Annotated in this window: 22 protein-coding genes; 11 read left to right on the forward strand and 11 right to left on the reverse strand. The window is 62.5% G+C overall.

Annotated elements, in window-relative coordinates; translation table 11 throughout:
- Positions 1-441: an Lrp/AsnC family transcriptional regulator gene (locus ACFOJ9_RS29260; RefSeq protein WP_136620570.1), complete on the forward strand. Its 441-nt coding sequence runs from the start codon at positions 1-3 to the stop codon at positions 439-441.
- Between the two features lie 19 nt (positions 442-460).
- Here ACFOJ9_RS29260 and ACFOJ9_RS29265 read toward each other — a convergent pair whose 3' ends face one another.
- Positions 461-994: a TetR/AcrR family transcriptional regulator gene (locus ACFOJ9_RS29265; protein ID WP_378984089.1), complete on the reverse strand. Its 534-nt coding sequence runs from the start codon at positions 992-994 to the stop codon at positions 461-463.
- A 145-nt stretch (positions 995-1,139) separates the two neighbouring features.
- On the opposite strand from ACFOJ9_RS29265, the gene ACFOJ9_RS29270 reads away from it, so the two are divergent.
- Both ACFOJ9_RS29270 and ACFOJ9_RS29275 read left to right on the forward strand, forming a co-directional pair.
- Positions 1,140-2,498 carry an efflux RND transporter periplasmic adaptor subunit gene (locus ACFOJ9_RS29270; RefSeq protein ID WP_378984092.1) on the forward strand — a complete coding sequence of 453 codons (1,359 nt, stop codon included), beginning with the start codon at positions 1,140-1,142 and terminating at the stop codon, positions 2,496-2,498.
- Positions 2,495-5,578 (forward strand): efflux RND transporter permease subunit, encoded by a 3,084-nt coding sequence (locus tag ACFOJ9_RS29275; RefSeq protein ID WP_378984095.1) that lies wholly within the window; start codon positions 2,495-2,497, stop codon positions 5,576-5,578. Before ACFOJ9_RS29270 ends, ACFOJ9_RS29275 begins: the two co-directional genes overlap by 4 nt.
- 114 nt (positions 5,579-5,692) lie before the next feature.
- Here the strand turns inward: ACFOJ9_RS29275 and ACFOJ9_RS29280 are convergent, their stop codons facing one another.
- Entirely contained in the window at positions 5,693-6,154 is a 462-nt protein-coding gene (locus ACFOJ9_RS29280; RefSeq protein ID WP_128305040.1) for a L,D-transpeptidase, read from the reverse strand.
- Between the two features lie 360 nt (positions 6,155-6,514).
- Here ACFOJ9_RS29280 and ACFOJ9_RS29285 point away from each other — a divergent pair, with 360 nt between their 5' ends.
- Both ACFOJ9_RS29285 and ACFOJ9_RS29290 read left to right on the forward strand, forming a co-directional pair.
- Positions 6,515-6,841: a hypothetical protein gene (locus ACFOJ9_RS29285; protein ID WP_378984098.1), complete on the forward strand. Its 327-nt coding sequence runs from the start codon at positions 6,515-6,517 to the stop codon at positions 6,839-6,841.
- 56 nt (positions 6,842-6,897) lie between these two features.
- On the forward strand, positions 6,898-7,065 hold the full coding sequence (locus ACFOJ9_RS29290; RefSeq protein WP_378984100.1) for a hypothetical protein: 168 nt from the start codon (positions 6,898-6,900) through the stop codon (positions 7,063-7,065).
- A 72-nt stretch (positions 7,066-7,137) separates the two neighbouring features.
- On the opposite strand, the gene ACFOJ9_RS29295 is transcribed toward ACFOJ9_RS29290, so the two are convergent.
- Entirely contained in the window at positions 7,138-7,839 is a 702-nt protein-coding gene (locus ACFOJ9_RS29295; RefSeq protein ID WP_378988121.1) for a winged helix-turn-helix domain-containing protein, read from the reverse strand.
- A gap of 46 nt (positions 7,840-7,885) precedes the next feature.
- Here ACFOJ9_RS29295 and ACFOJ9_RS29300 point away from each other — a divergent pair, with 46 nt between their 5' ends.
- Together ACFOJ9_RS29300 and ACFOJ9_RS29305 are read left to right on the forward strand one after the other, a co-directional pair.
- On the forward strand, positions 7,886-8,659 hold the full coding sequence (locus ACFOJ9_RS29300; RefSeq protein WP_378988124.1) for a response regulator: 774 nt from the start codon (positions 7,886-7,888) through the stop codon (positions 8,657-8,659).
- Positions 8,660-8,733: 74 nt separating this feature from the next.
- On the forward strand, positions 8,734-10,821 hold the full coding sequence (locus tag ACFOJ9_RS29305; protein WP_378984102.1) for an ATP-binding protein: 2,088 nt from the start codon (positions 8,734-8,736) through the stop codon (positions 10,819-10,821).
- 116 nt (positions 10,822-10,937) lie between these two features.
- Here ACFOJ9_RS29305 and ACFOJ9_RS29310 read toward each other — a convergent pair whose 3' ends face one another.
- The gene (locus ACFOJ9_RS29310; RefSeq protein WP_378984104.1) at positions 10,938-11,348 is read right to left on the reverse strand and encodes a hypothetical protein; all 411 of its coding nucleotides are present in this window, start codon (positions 11,346-11,348) and stop codon (positions 10,938-10,940) included.
- Positions 11,349-11,842: 494 nt separating this feature from the next.
- Between ACFOJ9_RS29310 and ACFOJ9_RS29315 the strand changes: the two genes are divergently transcribed.
- Positions 11,843-13,045, forward strand: a complete 1,203-nt coding sequence (locus ACFOJ9_RS29315) for an aromatic ring-hydroxylating oxygenase subunit alpha (RefSeq protein ID WP_378984107.1) — start codon at positions 11,843-11,845, stop codon at positions 13,043-13,045.
- 67 nt (positions 13,046-13,112) lie between these two features.
- Here ACFOJ9_RS29315 and ACFOJ9_RS29320 read toward each other — a convergent pair whose 3' ends face one another.
- The gene (locus ACFOJ9_RS29320) at positions 13,113-13,520 is read right to left on the reverse strand and encodes a hypothetical protein (RefSeq protein WP_378984110.1); all 408 of its coding nucleotides are present in this window, start codon (positions 13,518-13,520) and stop codon (positions 13,113-13,115) included.
- A gap of 517 nt (positions 13,521-14,037) precedes the next feature.
- Entirely contained in the window at positions 14,038-15,459 is a 1,422-nt protein-coding gene (locus tag ACFOJ9_RS29325) for an aminotransferase (protein ID WP_378984112.1), read from the reverse strand.
- 254 nt (positions 15,460-15,713) lie between these two features.
- Between ACFOJ9_RS29325 and ACFOJ9_RS29330 the strand changes: the two genes are divergently transcribed.
- The 3 genes from ACFOJ9_RS29330 to ACFOJ9_RS29340 are packed head-to-tail and all read left to right on the forward strand — an operon-like array spanning position 15,714 to position 18,563.
- Positions 15,714-16,631, forward strand: coding sequence for an ABC transporter permease (locus ACFOJ9_RS29330; RefSeq protein ID WP_109665225.1), 918 nt, complete (start codon positions 15,714-15,716; stop codon positions 16,629-16,631).
- Positions 16,628-17,452 carry an ABC transporter permease gene (locus ACFOJ9_RS29335; protein WP_378984115.1) on the forward strand — a complete coding sequence of 275 codons (825 nt, stop codon included), beginning with the start codon at positions 16,628-16,630 and terminating at the stop codon, positions 17,450-17,452. Before ACFOJ9_RS29330 ends, ACFOJ9_RS29335 begins: the two co-directional genes overlap by 4 nt.
- A gap of 37 nt (positions 17,453-17,489) precedes the next feature.
- The gene (locus tag ACFOJ9_RS29340; protein WP_378988127.1) at positions 17,490-18,563 is read left to right on the forward strand and encodes an ABC transporter ATP-binding protein; all 1,074 of its coding nucleotides are present in this window, start codon (positions 17,490-17,492) and stop codon (positions 18,561-18,563) included.
- Here the strand turns inward: ACFOJ9_RS29340 and ACFOJ9_RS29345 are convergent.
- From ACFOJ9_RS29345 to ACFOJ9_RS29365, 5 genes are all read right to left on the reverse strand, one after another.
- Positions 18,527-19,837, reverse strand: a complete 1,311-nt coding sequence (locus tag ACFOJ9_RS29345) for a flavin monoamine oxidase family protein (protein WP_378984117.1) — start codon at positions 19,835-19,837, stop codon at positions 18,527-18,529. The two genes, ACFOJ9_RS29340 and ACFOJ9_RS29345, sit on opposite strands and share 37 nt — an antisense overlap.
- Positions 19,834-20,910: an extracellular solute-binding protein gene (locus ACFOJ9_RS29350; RefSeq protein WP_378984119.1), complete on the reverse strand. Its 1,077-nt coding sequence runs from the start codon at positions 20,908-20,910 to the stop codon at positions 19,834-19,836. The genes ACFOJ9_RS29345 and ACFOJ9_RS29350 overlap by 4 nt, the downstream gene beginning before the upstream one ends.
- Positions 20,911-21,024: 114 nt before the next feature.
- Entirely contained in the window at positions 21,025-22,107 is a 1,083-nt protein-coding gene (locus tag ACFOJ9_RS29355; protein ID WP_378984121.1) for an ABC transporter substrate-binding protein, read from the reverse strand.
- 30 nt (positions 22,108-22,137) lie between these two features.
- A complete protein-coding gene (gene betI / locus ACFOJ9_RS29360; protein WP_378984123.1) occupies positions 22,138-22,851 on the reverse strand; it encodes a transcriptional regulator BetI in 714 nt (237 codons plus the stop codon).
- A gap of 6 nt (positions 22,852-22,857) precedes the next feature.
- Positions 22,858-23,652 carry a class I SAM-dependent methyltransferase gene (locus tag ACFOJ9_RS29365; protein WP_378984125.1) on the reverse strand — a complete coding sequence of 265 codons (795 nt, stop codon included), beginning with the start codon at positions 23,650-23,652 and terminating at the stop codon, positions 22,858-22,860.
- Positions 23,653-23,848 lie beyond the last annotated feature (196 nt).

A 23,848-nucleotide genomic window follows, 5' to 3' on the forward strand; every position in this document is an offset into this window, starting at 1 on the left:
ATGAGGGAACTGGACGCCAAGGACAGGGACATTCTCGGCATCCTGTCGAAGGAGGCCCGCATCCCGCTGAAGACGCTTGCGGGACGCATCGGCCTGTCGCGCAGCGCGACGAGCGAGCGGGTGGCCTCGCTGGAAAAAAGCGGCGTCATCCGTGGCTACCGCGCCGATATCGGTCAGATGGACAAGGGGCTGATCTGCGCCTTCCTGCTTGTCACACTGATACGCACGCCATCGATCGGTATCCTCGACCAGCTGGCGCGCTATCCGGAAGTCCGGCGGGTGTCATCGGTCAGCGGCCAGCTCGATCTCATCGTCGAGGTCGAGGTGCCGTCTATCGACAGGCTGAACACGCTGCGCGATCTGATCGCCAGTCATGGCGGTGTCGAGGACCTGACAACCGCGATCGTCCTGCGCCGCGACATCGAGCGCGCCGTGGATTGAGCGCTTCGATCAGCCGCGCCTATTTGGCAATCTCAAGCAAGGACGATACCAGCAACTCTCGCTCGTCTTTCGACAGCACATCCGCATCGAACAGGTTCATGCTGCGCAATCCCTCGATGGCGAGGTAGCAGACCAGCAGCGATTTGAGGTCCGGCGTCTCGCCCTTCAGCCGCTCGAAAAGTTGCCGCTTGAATGTCTTTATCGGCGTCATGAACTCGGGATCCTCGGCGATCGCCGAGAATATCCAGGACGCGGACGGCTGCTTTTCCTCGCAATCATTGGCCGACAGCCTGATGTAGACGGCCAGCGGATTTTCGTCCTTGTCATTCGTGCGGGCGGATTCAAGCGCTTGCTCGAATTCACGCAGATAGCCTTCGACCAAACCCTGCATCAATTTGGCCTTGGTCGGGAAATTGTAGAGCAGCCCGCCCTTCGATACACCCGCGCGGCTGGCGACCGCTTCCAGCGACAGGCTGCCGGGTCCGGATTCCCGCGCAACATCGGCCGCCGCAGCGAGAATTTTCTCGCGCGAGTTCGTTCGTTGGGCTCTCATGGCGCCTCCCTTCGCAAGTCTAGGCCCAATTGACAAGACCGTCCAGACGGTACAGTAAGACCGCCATTATTTGAAATCGGGACCCGCAGTCGATATGTGTCCCGATGTCCGCGCTTCGCGCCGGATTTCGACTGAGGGGACTTCCTTGTTCAAGCGCATACTCCGTATCTTTCTCATCGTTCTGGTTCTGGCCGTGCTCGTCGTCGTGGTCGGCGGCATCGTCGGCTTCAACTTCCTGCGCGACAACGGCATCAAGCAGTATTTCGCTTCGATGAAGCCGCCGGCGGCTACCGTGTCGACCACCATCGCCAAGCCGTCGACCTGGACGCCGGGCGTCGAGGCGATCGGTACGGTCAAGGCGGTTCGCGGTGTTGACCTGACGGTTGAGACCACCGGCATCGTCAAGGACATCCTTTTCCATGCCAACCAGAAAGTGGCCGACAATGCGGTTCTGCTGCAGCTCGACGACGCCGTCGAGCGCGCCGATCTCGACGCCCAGAAAGCGCAGGCCGCGCTCGATCAGACGTCGCTGGCCCGCGCCATCGAACTGACCAGGCGTGGCGTCGGCTCCGACTCGACGCTGGACACGGCGCGTGCGGCCGCCTCGGCCTCGGCCTCTCAGGTCACCAAGCTGCAGGCCGTGCTCGAACAGAAGCAGCTGACGGCGCCTTTCGGCGGCACGGTGGGCATTCCGAAGATCGATATCGGCCAGTATCTGGCGCCCGGCACCGCCGTGGTGACGCTGCAGGATCTCGACACGATGCGGGTCGATTTCTCGGTTCCCGAACAGCAACTCCCGCTGCTCAAGATCGGCCAGACGGTTCGATTGGGCTTCGGCGGTGAGGACAGGCCGTTTGCCGGCGCCATTCGCGGCATCGACCCGAAGATCGACTCGTCCAGCCGGCTGGTGAATATCAGGGCGGAAGTCGCCAATCCCGACGGCAAGCTGACCCCCGGCCAGTTCGTGCAGGTGCGTGTCGAATTGCCCGAAGAGCAGAACGTGCTGACGCTGCCGCAGACGGCACTGACGACAAGCCTCTATGGCGACTACATATTCGTGGTGCAGCCGGCCAAGCCCGCCGAGGCGCCCCCGGCGCAGGCAGCCAAGCCGGAAGAAAAACCCGCTGCGGCGGCCACCGACAAATCATCGGAAGCCAAGCCGGCTGACACCAAGTCGGCAGATGCCATGAAGCCGGCGGCTGATACAGCCAAGCCCGCCGCTGATGCCGCCAAGCCCGCCGCCGATGCGGCAAAACCAGCGGACAAGGCTGCCGATCCGGCCAAGCCGGCGGCGGAAGGTGACAAGCCTGCGCTGGTGCTGTCACAGGTGTTCGTCAAGCCAGGTCGCCGCAATCAAGGCATGGTCGAGATCGTCGAGGGCCTGAAGGCCGGCGACGAGGTCGTCACCGCCGGTCAGAACCGCCTCTTCAACGGCATGTCCGTCGCTGTAGACAACACCATCGACCCGACCAAATCGGCGAACAAGCAGGCCGACCAGCAATGAGCATTTCCGATCTCTTCATTCGCCGGCCTGTCCTTTCGACGGTGCTTGCCTGCATGATCCTGCTCTTGGGTTTCCAGGGCATCTTCAACCTGTCGATCCGGCAGTATCCGAAGGTTGACGAAACGGCGATCACCATCACGACGGCCTATCCAGGCGCCAGCGCCGACCTGATCCAGGGCTTCATTTCCGCCCCGATCGCGCGCGCCGTCGCCTCGACCGAGAACATCGACTACGTCACCTCGTCCAGCCGCCCGTCCTCCAGCACCGTGACGGTGCAGATGAAGCTCGGTTCCAACCCCGACGTCGCGCTGACCGAAGTGCTGTCCAAGGTCCAGGGCGTGCGCGGCACCTTGCCGGACGCCTCCAAGGACCCGGTCATCGTCAAGGGCACTGGTGATCAGTTCGCGATGATGTACATCTCGATGCAGAATCCGAACATGACGAAGGAGCAGCTGACGGAGTATATCGAGCGCGTCATCAGGCCGCGCATGTCGACGGTCGAAGGCGTCGCCGACGTGCAGATCTTCGGCGCCCAGGAATACTCGATGCGCGTCTGGATCGATCCGATCAAGCTTGCCGCGCGCGGCGTGACGGCCTCCGAACTGCTGACGGCGATCAACAATTCCAACTTCCTGTCGGCGCCCGGCAACACCCAGAACGAGTATGTCGTCTCGTCGATTACCGTGCGCTCGACATTGCAGACGCCGGAGGCGTTCGCCGAGCTGCCGCTGCGCTCGACCGACGGCAATGTAGTGCGGTTGCGCGACGTGGCTCGCGTCGAACTCGCTGCCGAAAACACCGACACCAGGGTCTCCTTCAACGGCAAGCCCGGCACCTTCCTCGCTATCTTCCCGACGCCAGCGGCCAATCCTCTGACCACGGCGGCGGCGCTCACCAAGCTGGTGCCGCAGATTCAGGAAACGCTGCCGAAAGGCATGACGATCGAGGTCGTCTACGATTCGACCGAGCAGATCAGCGCCTCGATCTACGAAGTGTTCAAGACCATCGCCGAGGCAGTCGCCATCGTCGTCGTCGTCATCCTTTTGTTCCTTGGCTCCTTCCGTTCGGTGATGATGCCGATCATCACCATCCCGCTATCGCTGATCGGCGTCTGTTTCCTTTTGTTTGCGGTCGGCTATTCGATCAACCTTCTGTCGCTGCTGGCCATGGTGCTGGCGATCGGCCTTGTCGTCGACGACGCCATCGTGGTGGTGGAGAACATCCATCGCCATATGGAAGAAGACCACATGTCGCCGATGCAGGCCGCGTTCAGCGGTATGCGCGAAATATCGTCGGCCATTGTTGCCATGACCATGACGCTGGCCGCCGTGTTCGCGCCGCTGGCCTTCACCGGCGGCCTGACTGGCGCGCTGTTCCGTGAATTCGCGGTCACGCTCGCCGGCTCGGTGGTGCTGTCGGGTGTCATCGCCATCACCATCACCCCGATGATGGCGGCACGCCTCCTGAAGTCCGGCACGCCGGGCCGTTTCCAGCGCATTGTCGACGGCACCTTCGCGCGCGTCGAGCATGTCTATGAACGCGCCGTCACCGGGTCGCTGAACTATCGCCCATTGACGCTGATCATCGTGCTTGCGCTTGTCGGCGTCACCGGCTTCATGTTCACCAAGACCTCAAGCGAACTGGCGCCGGAAGAGGACCAGGGCTTCCTGCTCTCGATTGTGACAGGGCCACGTTATGCGACCTCCGATTACACCGAGACATACGTCAACCAGATTCTCGGTCTGGTGAAGGATATTCCCGAAACACGGGCGCAGTTCTCGGCCGTCGCCTTCGGCGGCACGACAAACAGCGCCTTCGTCGGCTATGCCTTCAAGGACTGGGCGGAACGCAAGCGCAATTCGAAGGAACTGCAGGCCGATATTACGGCTCGTATCGCCAAAGTGGCGGGTGTCGAGGCCTTCGTCTTCGCACCGCCGACGCTGCCGGGCTCCGGCGGCGGCCTGCCCATTTCCATGGTGGTGCGATCGACCGGCGCTTCCTCGGAAGTGTACGAGGTGGCCGAGCAGATCAAGAACAAGGCGCAAGCCTCCGGCCGCTTCATCGTCGTGCAGAATTCGATGGCTTATGACGCACCGGAAGTGACGGTGACCATCGACCGTGACCGCGCCGCGGCTCTGAACCTGCCGATCGCCGATATCGGCCGCACGCTGACATTGCTGGTCGGCGGCGCCGAGGTGGCACAGTTCGACCGCGACTCCAACAGCTACGACATCATCCCGCAGGTGCCGCAGGAATTTCGCGACAACCCCGACAAGCTCGGCGAATACTTCGTGCGCAGCGTGACGGGCGAGATGGTGCCACTATCGGCGGTGGTCAAGATTTCGAGCAATGCCGCGCCGGCGGCAATCGAGCAGTTCAACCAACTGAATTCGTCGACGATTTCAGCGCTTCCGCTGCCTGGCGTCACCACTGGCGACGGGCTGAAGGCGCTGGAGGACATCGCCAAGGAGAGCCTGCCCGACACCTTCTTCCTCGACTATTCCGGTCAATCGCGACAAGAAAAGGAACAGGGCAACACCATCCTGATCGCTTTCGCGGCCGCCGTTGTCGTCATCTATCTGGTGCTGGCGGCGCAGTTTGAAAGTTTCCGCGACCCGCTGATCATCATGATGGCGGTGCCGCTGTCGATCTTCGGCGCGATCGTGCCGCTCAATCTGGGCCTCGGCACGCTCAACATCTACACGCAGGTCGGCCTGATCACATTGATCGGTCTCATAACCAAGCACGGCATCCTGCTGGTCGAGTTCGCCAACCAGCAGCGCGAAATGCATGGCATGCGGCGGCGCGACGCCATCATCGCCTCGGCCAAGGTGCGCCTGCGGCCGATCCTGATGACGACAGCGGCGATGGCGCTTGGCGTGGTGCCGCTGATCACGTCCAGCGGCGCTGGTGCCGCGGCCCGCTATTCGATGGGCCTGGTCATCTTCACCGGCATCCTGGTCGGCACCCTGTTCACGCTCTTCGTCGTGCCCATGTTCTACACCTTCATCGCCAGCAAGGACCTGCCTCATTTGGCCGAGAAACCGGATCCCAAGCTGATGCCCGCACTGCCGAGCTGAGAAACGAAAAGAGGCCGGAAATCTCCGGCCTCTTTTTTGGCTGTGCTCAACCCCGCCCGCGGGAGCCTTGAACAAGGCGTGGCAGCATGCTGACACGCCATCGTTTCCAGCTTGCTACTTGACGATGACGATGCTGGTGTTGGTCGCCCCGAAGGTTTCGACGAGCTGGTAGAAATCGGCGGCGTTGTCGGGATGCAGCCGCACGCAGCCATGCGAAGCCGGCTGGCCGAGACGCTTGATCGCATAGGTCGCATGCACCGCATAGCCGCCGCTGAAGAAGACCGAGTGCGGCATCGGGGCGTTGTCGTACTTCTTCGAATACCACATCGCATGCATGCGCGTCGGCTTGAACGAGCCGGTCGGCGTCACATGGGCCCGGTCGCCGGTGGAAACCTTCCAGGCGAAGGTCGGCCGGCCGTCGACCGAGACTTCCATGACCTGCTGTGAAAGCGAAACGCGCGCCACGATCTTGTTGGCGGCGTGCGCTGCGCCCGAGCCGGCGCCGAGCAGCAGTGCGGCACCCGTCAGCGCGGCGGCGGTGATGTTGATGAGCTTGGCGGAAATGGCGGTATGCATGATGAAGTCCCCTCTCTCTGCCGGTCCAGCCGGCTCCAATTCGATGGCTGCTTATCCCAGCGTCATGTTTCGGGGATATTTCGCAAAACGCTCATTTGTGTTTCGAATCTGTTTCCTCAGGTTAACAAGCGCAGCCTTTATAGAAGCGAATAAGAGTCGTCTCTGCAGCCTAACGGCGAGATCAAAGCCGGGAACATAGGCATCCGCCTCTAAACGAAAGTGCGAATCAACAGCATACGAAAGAAGGACCCCTGATCTCGAAACCAAACTGCAACAAAGCGAGGCTTCAAGCGGCATGATCCGGATACCGGCCGCAAGCAAAGTTGACGCAACGAAAACAGCCGGTAACGAAACATGGGAATGAAATCGAACGCGCTGTCCTGGCTACTCAGGATCAGCATCGCGGCAGCGGTCATCGGCGGCGTCGGCACGGTTGCCGGCACCCCGCTGGCAAGGCTCGGCGCGATGAATTCAGGCGAGATTTCGACGCTGCATGCCGCACTGTTTTTCGCCACGGTCTGGATTGTTTCCAGCCTGCGCATCGCCCGGCTAAAGGCCCTCTGGCGGGTCGGCCTTAGGCTGACGGGTTTGCGCGGCGCCTCCGGCAACTTGCTGCCGAGAGGACCGAAGGCCCGCGCCGCGACGGGGGGCTCCGTGGGCGGCGCGGGCACTTCGGGGGTATCCTGAAGCGACCCGCAACACCCTTCATTCTTGAAGAATTGGCATTTTTGGGAACTGCTACGATGAAAACGAAATTTGCCGCTTCGGTGCTTTCCGCACTGCTTTACGCGCAGGGCCTGCTCGGCTTTGCCGGCCTTGCCACTGTGCTGCTCAGGGACCGCGCCCATGCCAGCGAGCTGACCATGGGCGGTGACATGCCGGTAGGCCCATCGCTTCTGCTGGTACGCTGAGCGTCAAGAGCATCGGGCCCAGAGATGGAAAATCCGATGCCCAACAAAAGAGGCTGCGTCGGTGCCCGGCAATCAGTCGGTGAATTGCTGCGGCGGATCGAACCGGTAGCCGGCGCCGCGTATGGTGGTGATGGTTTCGGTGTCGAGCTTGCGGCGCAGCCGCACGATGCGCGAATCGATCGAGCGATCGAAGGCGTCGGCGTTTTCGGCCGGTGCCGCGGCGATGATATCGTCGCGCGTCAAAACCTTGCGCGGACTGGCCAGGAACAGCCTGAGCAGCGCCACCTGGCCGGGCGAAAGTTGTTCCTCCGTGCCGGAGCGATGCATGACCATGGCCGACCTCAGATCAACGGTCGCGTTCTCCAAAACGATCAGTTCCTGGGTGCCCCTGCCGCGTCGCGAAAGCAGGCCGCCAACACGGGCGGCCAGTTCCCTGACATTGAGCGGGCTCTCGACGACGTCGGCCGCACCAAGCTCAAGCGCCAGAACCTTGTCGACGAGATCGGCCGGCCGGCAGATCAGGATGAAATCCGGTCCGCCCTCGCCGCCCCCGCCTTGGCCGCCATAACGCCGGAGCAGGTCCCGCCCCTCCGCCTGGCTGAGACTGTCGCCGACAACGACGACGTCGATACCCCTTCCCGACAGCAGCGATTCGGCCTCCCATGGCTGGCGCGCCTGATGCACATCGTGACCGCGTCGCTCGAGATGGTCGGCGAGTTCGGTCGCCACCACTTCGGCTACCGAAACGAGCGCAATAACGGATCGTGCAGCCATGTTTTCCAACCGTTCCCTGGCAACCCGGATATGAGTGCTGGACATGATGTTTATACCCAATCTACTTTCCACTGAAAGTGGGAGCGAAAGCATCGTGCGGGCAAGAATTGTCATCGTCGAGGACGAGCCCGATTTGCGGGACGCGGTCGCCGAATATCTTGGCGCCGCCGGCTTTGAGGTGGTCACCGCTGAAAGTGCGGCTGCCGCGCGCAGCCTGGTTGAAACGCAGTCGTTCCATCTCGCCATCCTCGACATTGCCATGCCCGGCGAGGACGGCCTGTCGCTCGGCCGCTGGCTGCGCTCGAAACTGCCGATCGGCATCATCTACGCGACCGCCGCCGGCACCGCGCTCGACCGCATCGTCGGGCTGGAACTCGGTGCCGACGACTACATCGTCAAGCCCTATGAATTGCGCGAAGTGCTGGCGAGGGTCCGCAGCGTGTTGCGCCGGGTTCCCCAGCCGCAGGAGCTTCAAGACAAGAAGGCTGGGACGGATCGCCGTTCCGTGGTCTTCGGGTCCTTTCAGGCCGATCTCGACGGCAGGCTGGTCACCGGCGCCAATGGCGCGGTGATCGACATGGCCAAGAGCGAATTCGACGTGCTGGAGATTTTCCTCACCCGCGCCAACCGGCTGCTGACCCGCGCCGCGATCTCCGAGGCGATCGGCTTCACCGAAGATCCGGAATCGTCGCGCGCGGTCGACATTCGCATCATGCGGCTGCGCAAGAAGATCGAGACCGATCCGGCCAATCCGAAATTCCTGCGCACGGTGCGCGGCGAAGGCTATATCTTCTCGCTGCCGACCGGCGACGGCAACTGAGCACCGAGGCCAGTTCGGATTCGCGGCCGTTGCTCGTCGATCGAATTGGCACGCCCCTGGAATGACGGCAAAAGATGATCGCTGAAGCAGCAAGCACGGATATGCAAGGGTTCAGGCAAGGCGCGGCGATGGCGGCGGTGCGTGTCGTTCGCCGGCTGCGTGAAGCCGGCGACTGGCAGCGCGAGATGGACGGCATCCTGGAAACGCTCTGCCGGGCCATGGATTGCCAGCGCGGCGTCCTGTTTCGCTTGCGCGAACTGCCCGGCCAGGGCTTCGCCCAATCCGTTGCCGCCTACTGGATCGATCCTCTTTTCGGCGGCGAACTCGCGTCGCCGACCGTGATCATGCAATCGGTCGTCAATTCGGATCCGCTGCTGGAGCGGCTAGCCGAGGACGAACGGCAAGGCAAGATCTTCGCCGGGCATACGCGCGATCTCGAAGGCTTTCTGAGAACCGACTTCGAAAAACAGAACATCAAGTCGTTCCTGTCGGTGTCGGTCTTCGCGCATGGCCATCTGTGGGGCACGCTGGCGGTCAATGACTGCGTCGACGAGCGCGAATGGACCGACGAGGAAGAGGCGACGCTGCACATCATCGCGCTCGCCATCGGCGATGCCATCGAGCGCTCGCCTTCCGACGCCCATGCCAGCGAGGTCATTCGCCGCACCATGCTGCAGGCCTCGCTCGACGCCATCGTCGTCATCGACGAGACCGGCTCGATCATCGAATTCAATCCGGCCGCCGAGAAAATGTTCGGCTTCCAGCGCAGCGACATCCTCGGCAAGGATCTGCTCGATACCATCGTGCCGATCTATTACCGAAAGGGCTACGCTTCCGGGGCAGAATACATGTCCGGCCGCGGCGCGCCGATGGTCGGCCAACGGCTCGAGACCGTGACCCAGAACGCCGCCGGCGAAGTGTTCCCGATCGAATTGACAGCGACCGAGATGCGGGTCGCCGACCGCCACCTGATCTTCGGCTCCATCCGCGACCTGCGCGACAAATTGCGCGCCGAGGAGGAGATCGGCCGCCAGCGCGAGAAGCTGCACCAGAATGAGAAGATGGCGGCGATGGGTTCGTTGCTGGCCGGCGTGTCGCACGAGCTCAACAACCCGCTGGCCGTGGTGGTGGCGCAATCGACGCTGCTGCATGAATTCGCCTCCGATCCGCAGACCAAGGTTCGTGCCGAGAAGGTGCGCGCGGCCGCCGAGCGCTGCGGCCGCATCGTCAAAAGCTTCCTGTCGATGGTTCGCCTTCATCCCGCGGCACAAGCCGAGACCGACCTCAACCAGGTGATCCGGGCAGCACTCGAGGTGACCGCCTATGGCGCGCGTTCGAGCGGCATCATCATCGATACCGACTTCGCCGCCGGCCCGCTGCTGGCCATGGCCGACGCCGACCACGTGACGCAGGTGGCGGCCAACTTCCTGATCAACAGCCAGCACGCTTTGGCCGGCATTGCCGGCGACCGGCTGATCAAGGTGCGGACGTTCCGCAGTGACCGGGGTCACCCCTGCTTCTCGGTCGAGGACAATGGGCCTGGCGTGCCGGAAGCGATCCGCAGCCGCATCTTCGAATCCTATTTCACCACCAAGCCCGTCGGCGTCGGCACCGGCATCGGCCTGTCGATCTCGAAATCGATCATCGAGCGGCACAATGGCAATGTCTGGTTCGAGGAAGTGCTGCCGAGAGGCGCGCGTTTCGTCGTCCAGCTGCCCGCTATCGTGGCCGGTCTCGCCACCGGCGGCGAGAACCAGCCGCGATCGAGCGGCTTGCGCCATGCCTTGATCATCGATGACGAGCCGGATGTCGCCGGCTCGCTCTCCGACATTCTCGAATTGATGGGCATCAAGTCGCGGATCGTGCCGGTCTGGGAATCGGCCGCCGCCACCTTGAGCGGCCACATGCCGCCGGACATCGTCTTTTCGGACCTGCGCATGCCCGGCGTCAGCGGCATATCGATCTATCGCGAGCTGCTCGCCGAAAAGCCTGACCTGGCGCGGCGTTTCGTGCTGGTCACCGGCGACCTGATCGGCGCGAAAGCCGAAATCGAGGCCCTGCCGGCACAGCAGCGCCCGCAGATCCTGGAAAAGCCGTTCAGCACGCTGGATGTGCGCAGTGTGCTGTCCGCCATCGCCGAACAGGCGGCCCTGAAAGGATAAAAAAGAGGCCCCCGGGGGCGGGGGCCGAAGAAGAGCGCGCTGGAGGGAGCGCTCGGGGAGTTCAGAGCATGATCCCAAAGTGGGAACCGGTTTCGGGATCAGGCTTCGACGGAAAATCAGAAAATGTTCGGCGTGCCGGTCAACGGCGCGGCGGTGGCGATCATGCGGATCGCGCGGCCCTTGTGCGCTCCGGACTGCTCGGCAATGGCGCGCAGGCAGTCGATGCTCTCGGCGCCCCAGGCCTGGCCCTTGCAGGCGAAGTCGGTCACCGGCATCGGCAGACGCGCGGTCCTGGTCGTGGTCTGCGCGCCCTCAACGAGGTTGGCCGGCGGATTCAACGAAGCGAAGGCCGGCCCGATTGTTGGCGTGAACGCCATGCCGATGAAGGTGCAAGCAACCAGCACCATGAACATCGCCATGGGGTGGTCGCTGGCCCGCTGGCGCAGCGCCAATTTCGGACGGCGGTCATTGCGCTCTGGAGCCTGAAGGCGGCTCTCGCCGCGGATCGTGTGGATTTTCGCATGCATTGCCTTCCCCTTCGCTGAGTTTCTTTTTGGTGATGAAACGAACTTAGACGCGCTCTGTAACAAGGCGACGGTGGCGCAAGGCTGACAATGTAACGAGCTTGAAACAGAATTTCGGGCAGAATCGGTCAAAATCGGGCATGCGAACGCTGCTCATGCCAACAGGTGATCTTCGGCCCAATTCCAGCCGGCTGCTCACATCCCGATGCCCATGAATCAGCTGGCCGGCCGGAGAATGGCGAGGCCATTTTGTCCTCGGGAAAGCTGCGTTGTGCTGCGCTCCGTCCGCTGCGCAAAGCGGGGTCGGGACAGCGTCCCTGAAACCCCGACTAACACCCGGATTCTCCGGGATTTTCCCGGTCGACAGCCGTATAGATTTTGGCTCCGGACGACATGAAGATCCCGCCACAGAAATCGCCGAATTTTCACAAGCCATTGCATTTCAATGAAAAATATGCTTTTTTTGAATGAGTATTCAATAAAAAGAAGAGACGTTTATGAACCCGCACCTCCGTGACGTGGCGATCCCCAACGATTGGGACCGGCGGGGACTCCCGGGCTGGAGTTACCATTCCGATGCCCTTCTCGAGCTCGAGAAGGAGCACGTCTTTCGCAATCACTGGCAGATCGTCGGGCATGTCTCGGACGTCCCTCACGCCGGCGACTATCTGACCATGGACGTCGTCGGCGAGCGCGCCTTGATCGTGCGCGGCAAGGATGGCGTCGTGCGCGGTTTCAACAACATGTGCCGCCACCGCGGCAGCCGCGTCGTCGCCGACAGCCAGGGCAATTGCAAGAACGCGCTGGTGTGCCCGTTCCATGGCTGGGTCTACAATCTCGACGGCACGCTGCGCGGCGCAGCACGCCCGCGTTCCTTCCCCGACCTCGACAAGACCGAGTTCGGCTTGATGCCGCTCGATCTGGAAGTCTGGATGGGCTTCATCTTCATCCGCTTCCGCAATGGCGGGCCGCAGCCCTCGGTCGCCGAGCTGATGAAGCCGATCGAGCCCGAATTCGCACATTACAACGCCGCCGACATGGTGCCGTCCTGGGGCATCTGGAACCAGAAGACCCCGGTGAACTGGAAGTCAGTGCGCGATGTCGACAATGAGGGCTATCACGTCGCCATGGCGCATCCCGCCTTGCAGGATCTTTATGGCGCCACCTATTTCGACGAGCCTTTCATCAACGGCGTGTCGCGCTCCTTCGCCACCTACAACCCGCATGCCGGCCGGCGCTGGAGCGTCAAGAACTACGTCAAGATTGCGCCCGAGCCGGCACATCTGCCCGACTATCTGAAGAAGGCCTGGGTCTATTACGGCATCTTCCCCAATGCGGTCATTTCGGTGATGCCGGAATCGGTGCAGTTCTATCAGGAGTTTCCGCTGTCGACGGGTGAGACGCTCCTGCGCGGCGCCATCTACCGCTACCGCGACGAAAGCCGCGAGCAGGCCGCCGCCCGCTACCTCTCCTTCCGCATCGACCGCGACACCATGTCGGAAGATGTGCAGCTGTCGGTGTGGTCGAACGAATCCATGCTGTCCGAAGCCTTCGAGGGCTTTTATCTCTCGGACCTCGAATATGGCGTGCGCACCCACCACGATCATCTGCGCAAGATGCTGCCGGTGCTGGGCCTGGAGACCGCGCCCGAGGAGAAGGACATGTGGAATTTGAACGACGCGCTCAGATCGCGGTCGTAGGAGCGAATGGCAAGGTGGCTTGGTTCAAAACAGATGCGGGTGTCGTACCAAGCGGACACCACCAGCTTCAGGGTTTTGTTCGGCGGGCTAGATGTTCATACGTGATTTTCCAAGAGTCACTCTCGGAAGATCTTTCCTCGCCGATCCAGTGGAAGCTGTTGGCGGTGATCTCAGTGAAACGCCATCGCGTTTTCAGACCGCGCGAGTCATTGCCGAGCTGGACAATGTCCTTACCCTCGGCCCGCCCGATCTGGCGTGATTGGTCCCGGTTGAGGGGGTCGTTCCATATGATGTGCCAGCCATCGATCTCAGGATCGAAGATGCGCAAGGTCGTACCATACATCGTCGACGGTGCAGGGCGCTTGGGCCTGATCCAGATATCCTGAATCGCGCGGCCTTGGAGCACCCAGCCAAAATAGCATTCTCCATCCCATTTCTCGATCGTGCCGTCGTCCAGGTGGTGGATCGTATCCATTTCCCAACTTCCAATGAGCCAACCGTATAGCTCCATGTCTTTCGCGTGGTCGGCTGGGGGACCTTCGGATCCGAGAGCGGTGAGAAACGGAGAAATCGCCATCGTCATACTGCCTATCGTTTCCAGGCAGACGGACTCAACTGCCTAGCGCAGTCCCGACCGTCCATATCGCGTCCGGCAAGCGCGCCTTGTGGAAATTTTGCGACGGAAGCCCCTTTCGGCGCCGGAACATCGCCGCCACAACTTGCAGCGTTGCGGTGTCCCGGGCTTGGGGAAAATTGCTATAATCGCTGGCATCAACGTCGTTCTGAGGGACGACTTCATCGGACCTATGAGATCGTGCCGCCGGCACCAATGTCGGGTCGCTCGAGCAGGCCTGCAAACCGGAGATCCTGAAGGCGGACCTGCGCCGCCGGCCGCTTGCCAGGCGAGCAGCTGCCTGACCGAACAGCATGGCCCGGCGCCGCCCCTCATCCGCCTGCCGGCACCTTCTCCCCGTAGAACGGGGAGAAGGGAGCTATCCCCGCCACACGCCTTCTTTCCTCAGATCGTCCATCGTCCGCGAAATGCCCTCGCGCAAGATGCCGACCATGTCGTCGATCTGCTCGCGGGTGATGACCAGCGGCGGAGACATCACGCACATGTTGATCAGCGGCCGGACCAGGAGGCCAAGCTCATGGCAATGGGCGTCGATGCGCTTGCCGACATCCTTGTCGAGTTGCAGCAGATCCTTGCTTTCGCGGTCCGCCACGCATTCGACGCAGCCCATCAGCCCCATCCCGCGCACTTCGCCGACCAGCGGCAGTTCTTCCAGTGTTTTCAGCTGCGCCTGGAAATAGGGCGCGACCGCCTGCGTGTGGGCAAGCACGCCCTCTTCCAGCAGGTCGAGGTTTTTCAGCGCCACCGCGCAGCCGACGGGATGGCTGGTGTAGGTCAGGCCGTGACCGAACATCGCGTCGGGATGGTTCGAGCGGCGCAGTTCCTCCAGCAGCCGTTCCGAGATGATGACGCCGCCGAGCGGGAAATAGCCCGAGGTGACGCCCTTGGCGAAGGTGATCATGTCCGGATCGATGCCGAACACGTCGCCGGAGGCAAAGACATGGCCAAGCCGGCCGAAAGCCGTCACGACCTCGTCGGAGACATAGAGGATGTCGTTGTCGCGACAGATCTCGCGAATGCGTTTGAGATAGCCGTCGGGCGGCACGACGACGCCGCCGGATGCCTGGACCGCCTCGCCGACGAAAGCACCGATCCGCTCAGTGCCGACCCGGGCGACCGTGTCGCGGAACTGATCGACGAGGAAATCGGTGAAGGCGGCCAGGCTCATGCCGTGCGGGCGGCGGAACGGATCGGGCGACGACAGCTTGATGACCAGTTCGTCGGCGCCGTCCATCCAGTCCCGGTCGCGCGGGCGGCCGTTGAGCGAGGCCGACAGATAGGTGGAGCCGTGATAGGCGCCGCCGCGGCTCAGGATCAGCTTCTTTTCCGGCCGGCCGCGCACATTGTTGTAGAACTGCATGAAGCGCAGCGCCGTCTCGACGGCCGAAGAGCCGCCGGTGGTGTAGAAGACATGGCTGAGATCGCCCGGCGCGTGGCCGGCGATGCGCATGGCGAGTTCCGCCGAAGGCGCGTTCATCGTGTACCACGGCGTGTTGTAGGACAGCGCCATCGCCTGATCGTACATCACCTTGGCGAGCTCCTCGCGGCGGTGGCCGACATTGACGCACCACATGCCGGCCGGTCCGTCGATCAGCCGCTTGCCGGTACTGTCGGTGATGTAAATGCCGTCGCCTTCGCCGATCAACGCGCGCGCTTCGGCACCGACCGAACCGGCGAACGGCCAGGGCTGGATGAGATGGCGCTTGGCCAGTTCGACGGCATCGTCGCCGGGCTCCGCACCGGCCATTTCGGTCGCCTTCAGGTCTCTTGCCGCAGCCATCATCGCCTCACATTGCTTCACAGACTTCATCGGACACGAAGTGTGACGCCAAGCGCAGGAAAGTCGGCTTTCTTCACTTCATTTTGAATGTCCGTTCAATCAATATTGCAGAATTAGCGCTTGATTTCAATCCACGGATGCGCGCATGATGAAAGAAAGCCGGCAAGGGGACGAGCAGCCGGCGCCAGCACAATGGGATGCCGCATGGCGGGACAGTCCAGGCCAGCCACAGAGATCACACCCGGAGCCCTGCAATGACGGCGGCCGCGGAAGGGTCGCCCCCGTTGCGCATGACGCGGGCCAGACGAAATGCCCTTCTGCAGTCCGAACCCGTACAGGGTCTTGCCCTGATCAGCCCGACCTTCATCTACGCGCTCATCCTTCTGGTGCTACCGATTCTGGTGGTCATCGCGCACTCCTTCTGGACGCAGCACTATCTGACCATCGACCGCACCTTCACGCTGGAAAACTACCGCGTCGCGCTGACCGAGCCGATCTACCGCGATCTCCTGTGGCGCTCGCTCTACATTTCGCTGACGGTCAGTCTGCTCACCGTCCTTCTGGCCTATCCGATCGCCTACTTCATTTCCTTCCACGGCGGCCGCCACAAGAGCCTGTGGCTGTTCCTCATCACCATTCCGTTCTGGACCAGCTACCTGCTGCGGGTGATGTCCTGGAAGGTCATCCTCGGCTACAATGGCGTGCTCAATTCCGGCCTGATGGGCCTCGGCATCATCGACGAGCCGTCGACCGCGCTGCTCTACAATTCGAGCGCCGTCATCATCACGCTCACCCATGCCTGGGCGGCCTTCGCCATCCTGCCGATCTTCGTCTCGCTGGAAAAGGTCGACCGCACGCTGGTCGAAGCAGCCACCGATCTCGGCGACGGCCCACTGCGCTCGTTCCTGCGCGTGACCTTGCCGCTGTCGGCGCCTGGCGTCATCTCGGCGGCTCTGATCGTCATGATCCCGACCGTCGGTGACTACGTCACGCCGAAGCTGGTCGGCGGCAAGGACGGCGTCATGATCGCCAACGCCATCCAGGCGCAGTTCGGCAAGGCCTCCAACTGGCCGCTGGGTGCCGCCCTTTCCGTCACCACCATGCTGATCGTGACGCTGATGGCCGGCGCCACGGTGCTGATCATCCGCGCCGTGCAGAGGCTGGCGCGATGATTGCGGTGCGGCGTTTCCTGTCCGGCGGCTGGCTGGGTGCCTATGCGTTGCTCTACGTCGTGTTCCTCTATCTGCCAGTGATCTTCCTGCCGATCTTCTCGGTCAACACGGCGGCGACACCGAAATTTCCGCTCACCGGCTTCACCTTGCATTGGTACGAGGATCTGCCACGCACGCCGGCTCTGCTCGACGCCGCCTGGAACAGCCTGATCGTCGGCGTGTCGGCCGCCGTCCTGTCCACTCTGCTCGGCATCCTCGCCGCGCGCTCGATCACCCGCTATCGCTATCCCGGCCGCAGCACCATTCACGGCCTGATCATGGCGCCGCTGGTGTTGCCGGAGGTGATCGTCGCCATCTCGATGCTGCTGGTGATGCTGCAGCTGGGCCTCAGCCTGTCGCTGTTCACCGTCGTGCTCGGCCATGTGCTGGTCTGCATTCCCTATTCGATGACGGTGCTGACCTCCGGCTTCGAAGGCTTCGACCGCAGCCTGGAAGAGGCCTCCGCCGACCTCGGCGAGAGCGCCTTCGGCACCTTCCGGCGGGTGACGCTGCCGATGGTGGCGCCGGCCATCATTTCCAGCCTGCTGGTCTGCTTCACCATCTCGCTCGACGAGTTCATCATCGCCTTCTTTCTGACCGGCACCGAGGCGACGCTGCCGATCTACATCTGGGGCCAGTTGCGCTTCGCCGCCAAACTGCCGGGCGTGCTGGCTCTGGGCACGCTGCTGCTGGTTGCCTCGTTTCTGCTGATGACCGTCGCCGAAATCCTGCGTCGCCGCGCGGCCAGACGCACCCGGAACGAGGGAGGCCTCTATGCCTGAGCAGCCCCAGATCTTGCGCCCCCAATCCGACCGATCCATGATCGAGATCAAGAACGTCACCCGCAGCTATGGAGCGTTCAAAGCGCTTGACGACGCCTCCTTGACCATCCGGGAAGGCGAGTTCTTCTCGTTGCTCGGCCCATCCGGCTGCGGCAAGACCACGCTGCTGCGCATGATCGCCGGCTTCGACAATCCTACCAGCGGTTCGATCTCTGTCGGCGGTCAGCCGATGGAAGGCATCCCGGCCAATCGCCGCCCGACCAACATGGTCTTCCAGAGCTATGCGATCTTCCCGCATCTCAATGTCGAACAGAATGTCGCCTATGGGCTGAAGCGGCTGAAGCTGCAGGGCGGCGAGGAGAAACGCCGGATCGAGGAGGCGCTGGCGCAGGTCTCGCTCACCGGGCTCGGCAAGCGCCTGGCGACGGAACTGTCCGGCGGCCAACGGCAGCGCGTGGCGCTGGCACGCGCACTGGTGATGCGGCCCAAGGTGCTGCTGCTCGACGAACCGCTGTCGGCGCTCGACAAGAAACTGCGCGAGCAGATGCAGGTCGAACTGCGCCGCCTGCAGCAGGCGGTCGGCATCACCTTCGTTCTCGTCACCCACGACCAATACGAGGCGCTCGCCATGTCCGACCGCATCGCCGTGATGTTCGGCGGCCGGATCGCGCAGGTCGCCTCGCCCAAGGAGATCTACCAGCGGCCGGTCACCCGCCAGGTCGCCGACTTCCTCGGCGGCATGAATTTCGTCAAGGCGCAGATCGTCGAGGAGGATGGCGCGTCGCTGATCGTCGACACGCTTGGCTTCGGCCGGATCAAGACGGACAAGCCGAAGGCTTTTGTCCGCAATGGCGGCGGCGCCACGCTCGGCATAAGACCGGAGCGGCTGCGTGTCCTGTGGGACAATGCGACGGCCAAGTTCGAGGTGGCCGGCAAGGTGGTCGAACGCCACTATTTTGGCGAGATCACCCATCTGATCGTCGAGATACCAGGACTGGAAAAGCCACTGTCGGTGACCGAGACGAACGACTTCGGCGCCGACGACATTCCGGTCGGCACCTCGATCCGCCTCGCCTACGATCCCGAGGCTTTGGTGGCGATGGCCGACTGAAGCTCCGCGATGATCTTGCGCGCGGCGATGCGACCGGCAACGATGGCGCCTTCGACATAGCCCGGGAATGACGGCGACAATTCTGAACTCGCGAAATGCACAGGTGGCGCGCCGGCCAGGATGGTACGCTCGGCGTCGGTCGCATCCATATTGACGATGAGGTCGCTGTAGCCGCCAACGCTCCCGAGGTCGTCGAACCAGTATCGGACGGCAAAGCCGATCCATTTCGCAGCTTCCGGACCGAGTGCCGCAACGAGGCGCGCCGCAATTCTGGTGCGGAGGCCTTCCTGCCCAAAGCCGCGCCATTCGATGGCTGATGGACCACCAATGAAAACCACCAGCGCCGGATGATCGTCATCCTTGCTGGCGTCGCAGGCAAACAAACCTGGCTGGTCACGCCACATCACCATGCCGCTCAGGCCCTTGGCGCGCCAGAAGGCGGTAGGATAGCGCGCCAGCATCTTGATCACCGTACCGCTCCGCCAGACGCCGAGTGCTTTCTCCAGGGCCGCCGGCAGTGGCGGCGAATAGTCGATCCTCGACGCCATGACCGGCGGCACGGCGACGAGCAGACAACGAGCCTCTATCGAACCCGCGCCGGCATGGATGGACACGCCATTTGCGCCTTGCCCGATGCGCGTCACATGCACACCAAGCCGCACCCGGGCGCCCAGATCTTGAGCCAAATCCTCTGCCAGCGAATGCATCGTCTCCGCGAGAAAGTATTGCAGCTCCGACACCTCGTTGGTGATACGGCGATCATTGTCGATGAGGTGCCAAAGCGGCAGCTTCTCCAGTGCCTGGCACCACAGACCTTCGATCATCGAGCGAAAGGCTGCCTTGGCGTCTTCGGGATCGTTCTGGCGATCGAGCCAGGCGGCGACTGACAAGCCGGCGATATCTGGATCATCGGGCGCGATCGCGTTCATGCGATCGCGGATCATCATCGAGCCGACATAGGTTCGTTCCGCCTCCCCCGCGGACATTGCCGGCTGGGCGATAAATTCACCGTCGACATAGGCCTCGACCAGCGTCTTGCCGTGCTCCTCGACCAACGCCATCAGCGCCGGCATATCCTCGCACAGGAACTGACCGCCGCTGTCGATACGCTCGCCGTCGCCGATCTCCATGGACTCAACCCGCCCGCCGACGCGGTCGCGCGCTTCGAGCAACAGAAAGTCGATGCCGGCTGCCTTCAGCTCAAGCGCTGCCGACAGGCCGGTGAAGCCGGCGCCGACGATGACGACATCGGTTTTTTCCGGTTCGCCCCTCAATAGCCGGCCTTGATCTTCTCGAACTCGGCGACCATGCGCTGCTTGAGTTCCGGCGCCACCGGCTGCTGGAACAGCGTCTTGTCGAGAAACTTGTCGAGATTGTCGAAGCCGCGCTCGACCAGCACCTTGTGGTCGATCGCAGCCATGCCGGCGCCATTGCCATGACCGTAACCGAAAGTCTTGACCATGTAGTCCGAGACGGCTGGTGCGTTGACCGCACTGAGGAAATCATAGGCTGCATCGAGCTTATCAGGCGCATCCTTCATCAGCACATAGCCGCACACCCAGGTCGAAATCCCTTCCTTGGTGTCGCGGTTCATGGCGATCGGCATGCCTTGCCCCTTCAGCGTCACGAAGGTCTCGTTCCAGCCCCAGACGAGATCGACCTCATTGCCGATAAAAGCCTGGTTGAGGTCGGTGTCGTCGGTCCAGTAGAAGCGGATGTTCTTGTGCACGTCGCGCAGGAAGGCGGACGCCTCCTGGAACTGCGCGTCGGTCATCTTGGTCCAGTCCTTGAGGCCGATCACCAGGCTCGCCAGCGCATAGGCGTCATCGACATTGTCGCCGATGGTGACGCGGCCCTTGAACTTGGGATCGGCGAAGACCCTGAGCGATTGCGCCTGTTCAGCAGAAACCTTGTCGGTGCGGTAGAGCAACGAGGTGTTGCCCCAGTCGAACGGCATGAACCAGGTCTTGCCGTCGGCGGTGGTGGCGAGATCCTTCATCGCCATGATGCCGGGATTGAGGTCCTTCCAGCCTGATATCCTGGAGGTGTCGAGCGGTTGCAGTATGCCGGCATCGCGCCATTTGACCACGCTTTGTGAGCAGGGGTGGGCGATGTCGGCCTTGAAGCCCGCCCGCATCTTCTCGAAGGCTTCGTCCTCGTCGCCGAAGAAAGCGAAGGTCGGCTCGGCGCCGTATTTGGCGGTGTAGGCGGGATGCAGCAGCGGATCCTCATAGCCCGACCAGTCGAACACGACGAGATCGCCGCCGCCTTGCGCCAAGGCATGAACCGCACCGGCGCCGATCACGCACACGGCGGCGAGGACAAGGCGGCGTAGCACTGACTTCATGGCGCGAAACTCCCCCGGTCGCGAAAAAGGTTGCTACGAGGTTAGGAGAATTCGACCGCTTTGGCGAGCCCGTCCGCCCGCCGTGGAGGGGACGAACGGGCAGTCGGGACAGGCTCAATAGCCAGCTTTGATCTTCTCGAATTCGGCGATCATCTTGAGCTTGAGGTCGGACGGCACCGGCGACTGGAACAGCGTCTTGTCGACGAATTTCTGCACGTCGTCATAGCCTTTTTCCTTCAGCACTGCCTGATCGACACCGGCCATGCCCTTGGCATTGGCCTGGCCGTAGCCCCAGTCCTTGACCAGCACCTTGGCGGTCTCCGGATCGTTGACGGCGTTCAGATAGTCATAGGCCTTGTCGACATTGCCGGGCGCGTCCTTGAACAGCACATAGCCGCAGACCCAGGTTGAGATGCCTTCGTCGATGTCCTTCTTGGCCATGATCGGCACGCCGGCGGCGACCGACTGCACGGTGGCATCGTTCCAGGCCCAGGCAAGATCGACCTCGCCGCCGCTCAGCAGCTGCACCACGTCGGTGGTGTCGGTCCAGTAGGAGCGCACATTCTTGTGCACCTGGCGCAGGAAGTCGGACGCCTGCTTGAACTGGTCGTCCGTCATCTTGGTCCAGTCCTTGAGGCCGATAGCGAGGCTCGCCAGCGCATAGGCGTCGTCTACATTGTCGCCGATCGATACCCTGCCCTTGAATTTGGGATCGGCAAAAGCCTTCAGCGATTGCACATCCTTGGCGTCGATCTTGGAGGTATTGTAGGTGAGCTGCGTATTGCCCCAGTCCCAGGGCATGAACCACGCCTTGCCATCCGGCGTGGTGGCAAGATCCTTCATCGCCATGATGCCGGGATTGAGGTCTTTCCAGCCTGTGATCTTCGAGGGGTCGAGCGGCTGCAGCAGGCCGGCCTCGCGCCATTTCGCCACGCTTTGCGAACAGGGGTGGCCGAGATCGGCCTTGAAGCCGGAGCGTACCTTCTCGAACGCCTCGTCCTCATCACCGAAGAAGGCGAAGGTCGGCGAGTCGCCGTTCTTCTCGACATATTTCGGGTGGAAGCTTGGGTCCTCATAGCCGGACCAGTCGAACACGATCAGGTCCTTGTCGGCCGCGACCGCAAGTGCCGCGGCCGAAGCCGCCAGCGCACCAGTCAGCGCCAGGGTCAATGTCAGGCGTCGGGTCAGTTTCTTCATTGCTCCATCCTCTGTCTTCTTCTGATTTTCTTATGGTTTCGTCGCGTTGGCGGCCTTCGACGGATAGTGTTTCGGGAAGGCCACCGACAGGAATTCGTTGGCCGCCTGCAAGGCGGTCTCGCGGCTGGTGTCCTCGGTCCCCATCATCAGCCGCAGCCACAGCCCCTCCAGCATGGCGCTGAGCGCCAGCGCCATGACCTGCGGCTCATAGGCATAGGAGCCGCTCTGCTTCAGCGTCGCGCACAGGTCGATGAAGATGGTCTGATAAACGGCATCGCGCGCGCTGCTCAGCGCCTGATAGGTCGGCCGCGACTTGGCCTCGCCCCAGAAGGCGCACCAGGCAGCCAGCTTGCGCTTGTTGCAGATCGAGCGGTCGAAATCGGCGGAGACCAGCGCCTGAAGCTGATCGGCGGGGTCATCGCCTGCCTTCTGCAAGGCGTTGCGCCAGTGCGCCGAGTACTCGTCATACATATGCTGCAAGGTCGCGATGAGCAGCTTTTCCTTGCTCTCGAAATGGAAATTGACGATGCCGCGCGACAGGCCGGCGCCGTCGGCGACATCGGCCATCGTCGTTTCCGAATAGCCCCGCTTGGCCAGGGAATCGATCGTCGCCTCGATGAGCTGAAGCTGCCTGACCTCTTTCGAGGCCTTGCGTCCGCGCTTTTCGGCCTCGCTTTTCCGCGCCGATTCGAGGAGGGCTTCCCTGGCGACTGAAGTCTTCATGGGTCTGATGGTCTCCAGCATCGCCGGCTATCCAACCGGCTTTCGACCGCGAAGATGAGTGGGACGGTGCTCACCACTGTCAAGCACCTTCTGCATGGCTTCCCAGGTTCGTATGTTCTTGTCGACATAGGCTACGCCAACCGCGGCCGCGACCGTCGGATAGAGTGGCCCCTTCAGCCTTTCCAGCTCACCGCGCGCGACGTCGCGGTACCAGGGGTTGCGGTCCCTGACAGTGACATCGGCAAAGCCGGCGCTGCGCATCGCCTGCGCATAGCGTGCCGGTGAAGCCATGGCGAAGGACAGCCCTTCCGCAGCGATATAGGCCTTCATCTCAGGTGACGGTTCACCGTCATGAGAGATCATCCAGTTGGAGGCGGCAAAGACACCGCCCGGCCTGAGCACGCGAAAAATCTCGGCAAACAAGGCATCCTTGTCAGGCACGTGCAGCAGCGCATCCTTGGAGAAGACGACATCGAAGGAGCGATCGGCGAAAGGCAGTGGTCCCGGCGACGCCTGGATGAAGCTGACACGATCCGCGAGCCCTCGCACCGCGGCACGCTGTCTCGCCGTTTCGATCACCGGCTGTTCGACATCGAAGCCGGTGGCGTGGGCGGCACCGTGGCGCTCGACCAGATGCAGCGTGATGCCGCCGGAGCCACACCCTATATCGAGAACGGTCTTGCCCTTGAGTGAAAGCCCTTCGACCACCCGGTCGACCTCGTCCGGCCCGCCCGGCGACAGATAGCCGTCGCCCCACAGCGCCTCGAGGAAGCGGATGGTGGTATCGCCGTACTCCGGCCCGGCATCTGCCGTCTCAATCATCGGATGTCGTCCCCGTCAGCCGATTTAAGCACTTTAGAATGCCGGCAAAGCGTATCTCAAGGATGAGAAAACGCAACACCATTTGTTGAACATTCATTCAGTATGGCTGGACAGAATGGCTGATGCCGTGCCAAATTCCGCGTATTCGGGGAACAGATCACGCAAAAATGAAGAGCGGGTCAGAATGAAGACTGGG

Source organism: Mesorhizobium cantuariense, from assembly GCF_042647205.1.
GTDB classification, from domain to species: domain Bacteria; phylum Pseudomonadota; class Alphaproteobacteria; order Rhizobiales; family Rhizobiaceae; genus Mesorhizobium; species Mesorhizobium cantuariense.

What these genes read in the sequence shown, in the direction of transcription:
- ACFOJ9_RS29300 (WP_378988124.1), top strand. Translation starts at nt 7,886, where the DNA reads ATGTTTATACCCAATCTACTTTCCACTGAAAGTGGGAGCGAAAGCATC.
- ACFOJ9_RS29305 (WP_378984102.1), top strand. Translation starts at nt 8,734, where the DNA reads ATGATCGCTGAAGCAGCAAGCACGGATATGCAAGGGTTCAGGCAAGGC.
- ACFOJ9_RS29335 (WP_378984115.1), top strand. Translation starts at nt 16,628, where the DNA reads ATGATTGCGGTGCGGCGTTTCCTGTCCGGCGGCTGGCTGGGTGCCTAT.
- ACFOJ9_RS29355 (WP_378984121.1), bottom strand. Translation starts at nt 22,107, where the DNA reads ATGAAGAAACTGACCCGACGCCTGACATTGACCCTGGCGCTGACTGGT.
- ACFOJ9_RS29330 (WP_109665225.1), top strand. Translation starts at nt 15,714, where the DNA reads ATGACGGCGGCCGCGGAAGGGTCGCCCCCGTTGCGCATGACGCGGGCC.
- ACFOJ9_RS29310 (WP_378984104.1), bottom strand. Translation starts at nt 11,348, where the DNA reads ATGCATGCGAAAATCCACACGATCCGCGGCGAGAGCCGCCTTCAGGCT.
- ACFOJ9_RS29350 (WP_378984119.1), bottom strand. Translation starts at nt 20,910, where the DNA reads ATGAAGTCAGTGCTACGCCGCCTTGTCCTCGCCGCCGTGTGCGTGATC.
- ACFOJ9_RS29315 (WP_378984107.1), top strand. Translation starts at nt 11,843, where the DNA reads ATGAACCCGCACCTCCGTGACGTGGCGATCCCCAACGATTGGGACCGG.
- ACFOJ9_RS29290 (WP_378984100.1), top strand. Translation starts at nt 6,898, where the DNA reads ATGAAAACGAAATTTGCCGCTTCGGTGCTTTCCGCACTGCTTTACGCG.
- ACFOJ9_RS29280 (WP_128305040.1), bottom strand. Translation starts at nt 6,154, where the DNA reads ATGCATACCGCCATTTCCGCCAAGCTCATCAACATCACCGCCGCCGCG.
- ACFOJ9_RS29285 (WP_378984098.1), top strand. Translation starts at nt 6,515, where the DNA reads ATGAAATCGAACGCGCTGTCCTGGCTACTCAGGATCAGCATCGCGGCA.
- ACFOJ9_RS29320 (WP_378984110.1), bottom strand. Translation starts at nt 13,520, where the DNA reads ATGGATACGATCCACCACCTGGACGACGGCACGATCGAGAAATGGGAT.
- ACFOJ9_RS29265 (WP_378984089.1), bottom strand. Translation starts at nt 994, where the DNA reads ATGAGAGCCCAACGAACGAACTCGCGCGAGAAAATTCTCGCTGCGGCG.
- betI (WP_378984123.1), bottom strand. Translation starts at nt 22,851, where the DNA reads ATGCTGGAGACCATCAGACCCATGAAGACTTCAGTCGCCAGGGAAGCC.
- ACFOJ9_RS29275 (WP_378984095.1), top strand. Translation starts at nt 2,495, where the DNA reads ATGAGCATTTCCGATCTCTTCATTCGCCGGCCTGTCCTTTCGACGGTG.
- ACFOJ9_RS29340 (WP_378988127.1), top strand. Translation starts at nt 17,490, where the DNA reads ATGATCGAGATCAAGAACGTCACCCGCAGCTATGGAGCGTTCAAAGCG.
- ACFOJ9_RS29260 (WP_136620570.1), top strand. Translation starts at nt 1, where the DNA reads ATGAGGGAACTGGACGCCAAGGACAGGGACATTCTCGGCATCCTGTCG.
- ACFOJ9_RS29295 (WP_378988121.1), bottom strand. Translation starts at nt 7,839, where the DNA reads ATGGCTGCACGATCCGTTATTGCGCTCGTTTCGGTAGCCGAAGTGGTG.
- ACFOJ9_RS29365 (WP_378984125.1), bottom strand. Translation starts at nt 23,652, where the DNA reads ATGATTGAGACGGCAGATGCCGGGCCGGAGTACGGCGATACCACCATC.
- ACFOJ9_RS29325 (WP_378984112.1), bottom strand. Translation starts at nt 15,459, where the DNA reads ATGGCTGCGGCAAGAGACCTGAAGGCGACCGAAATGGCCGGTGCGGAG.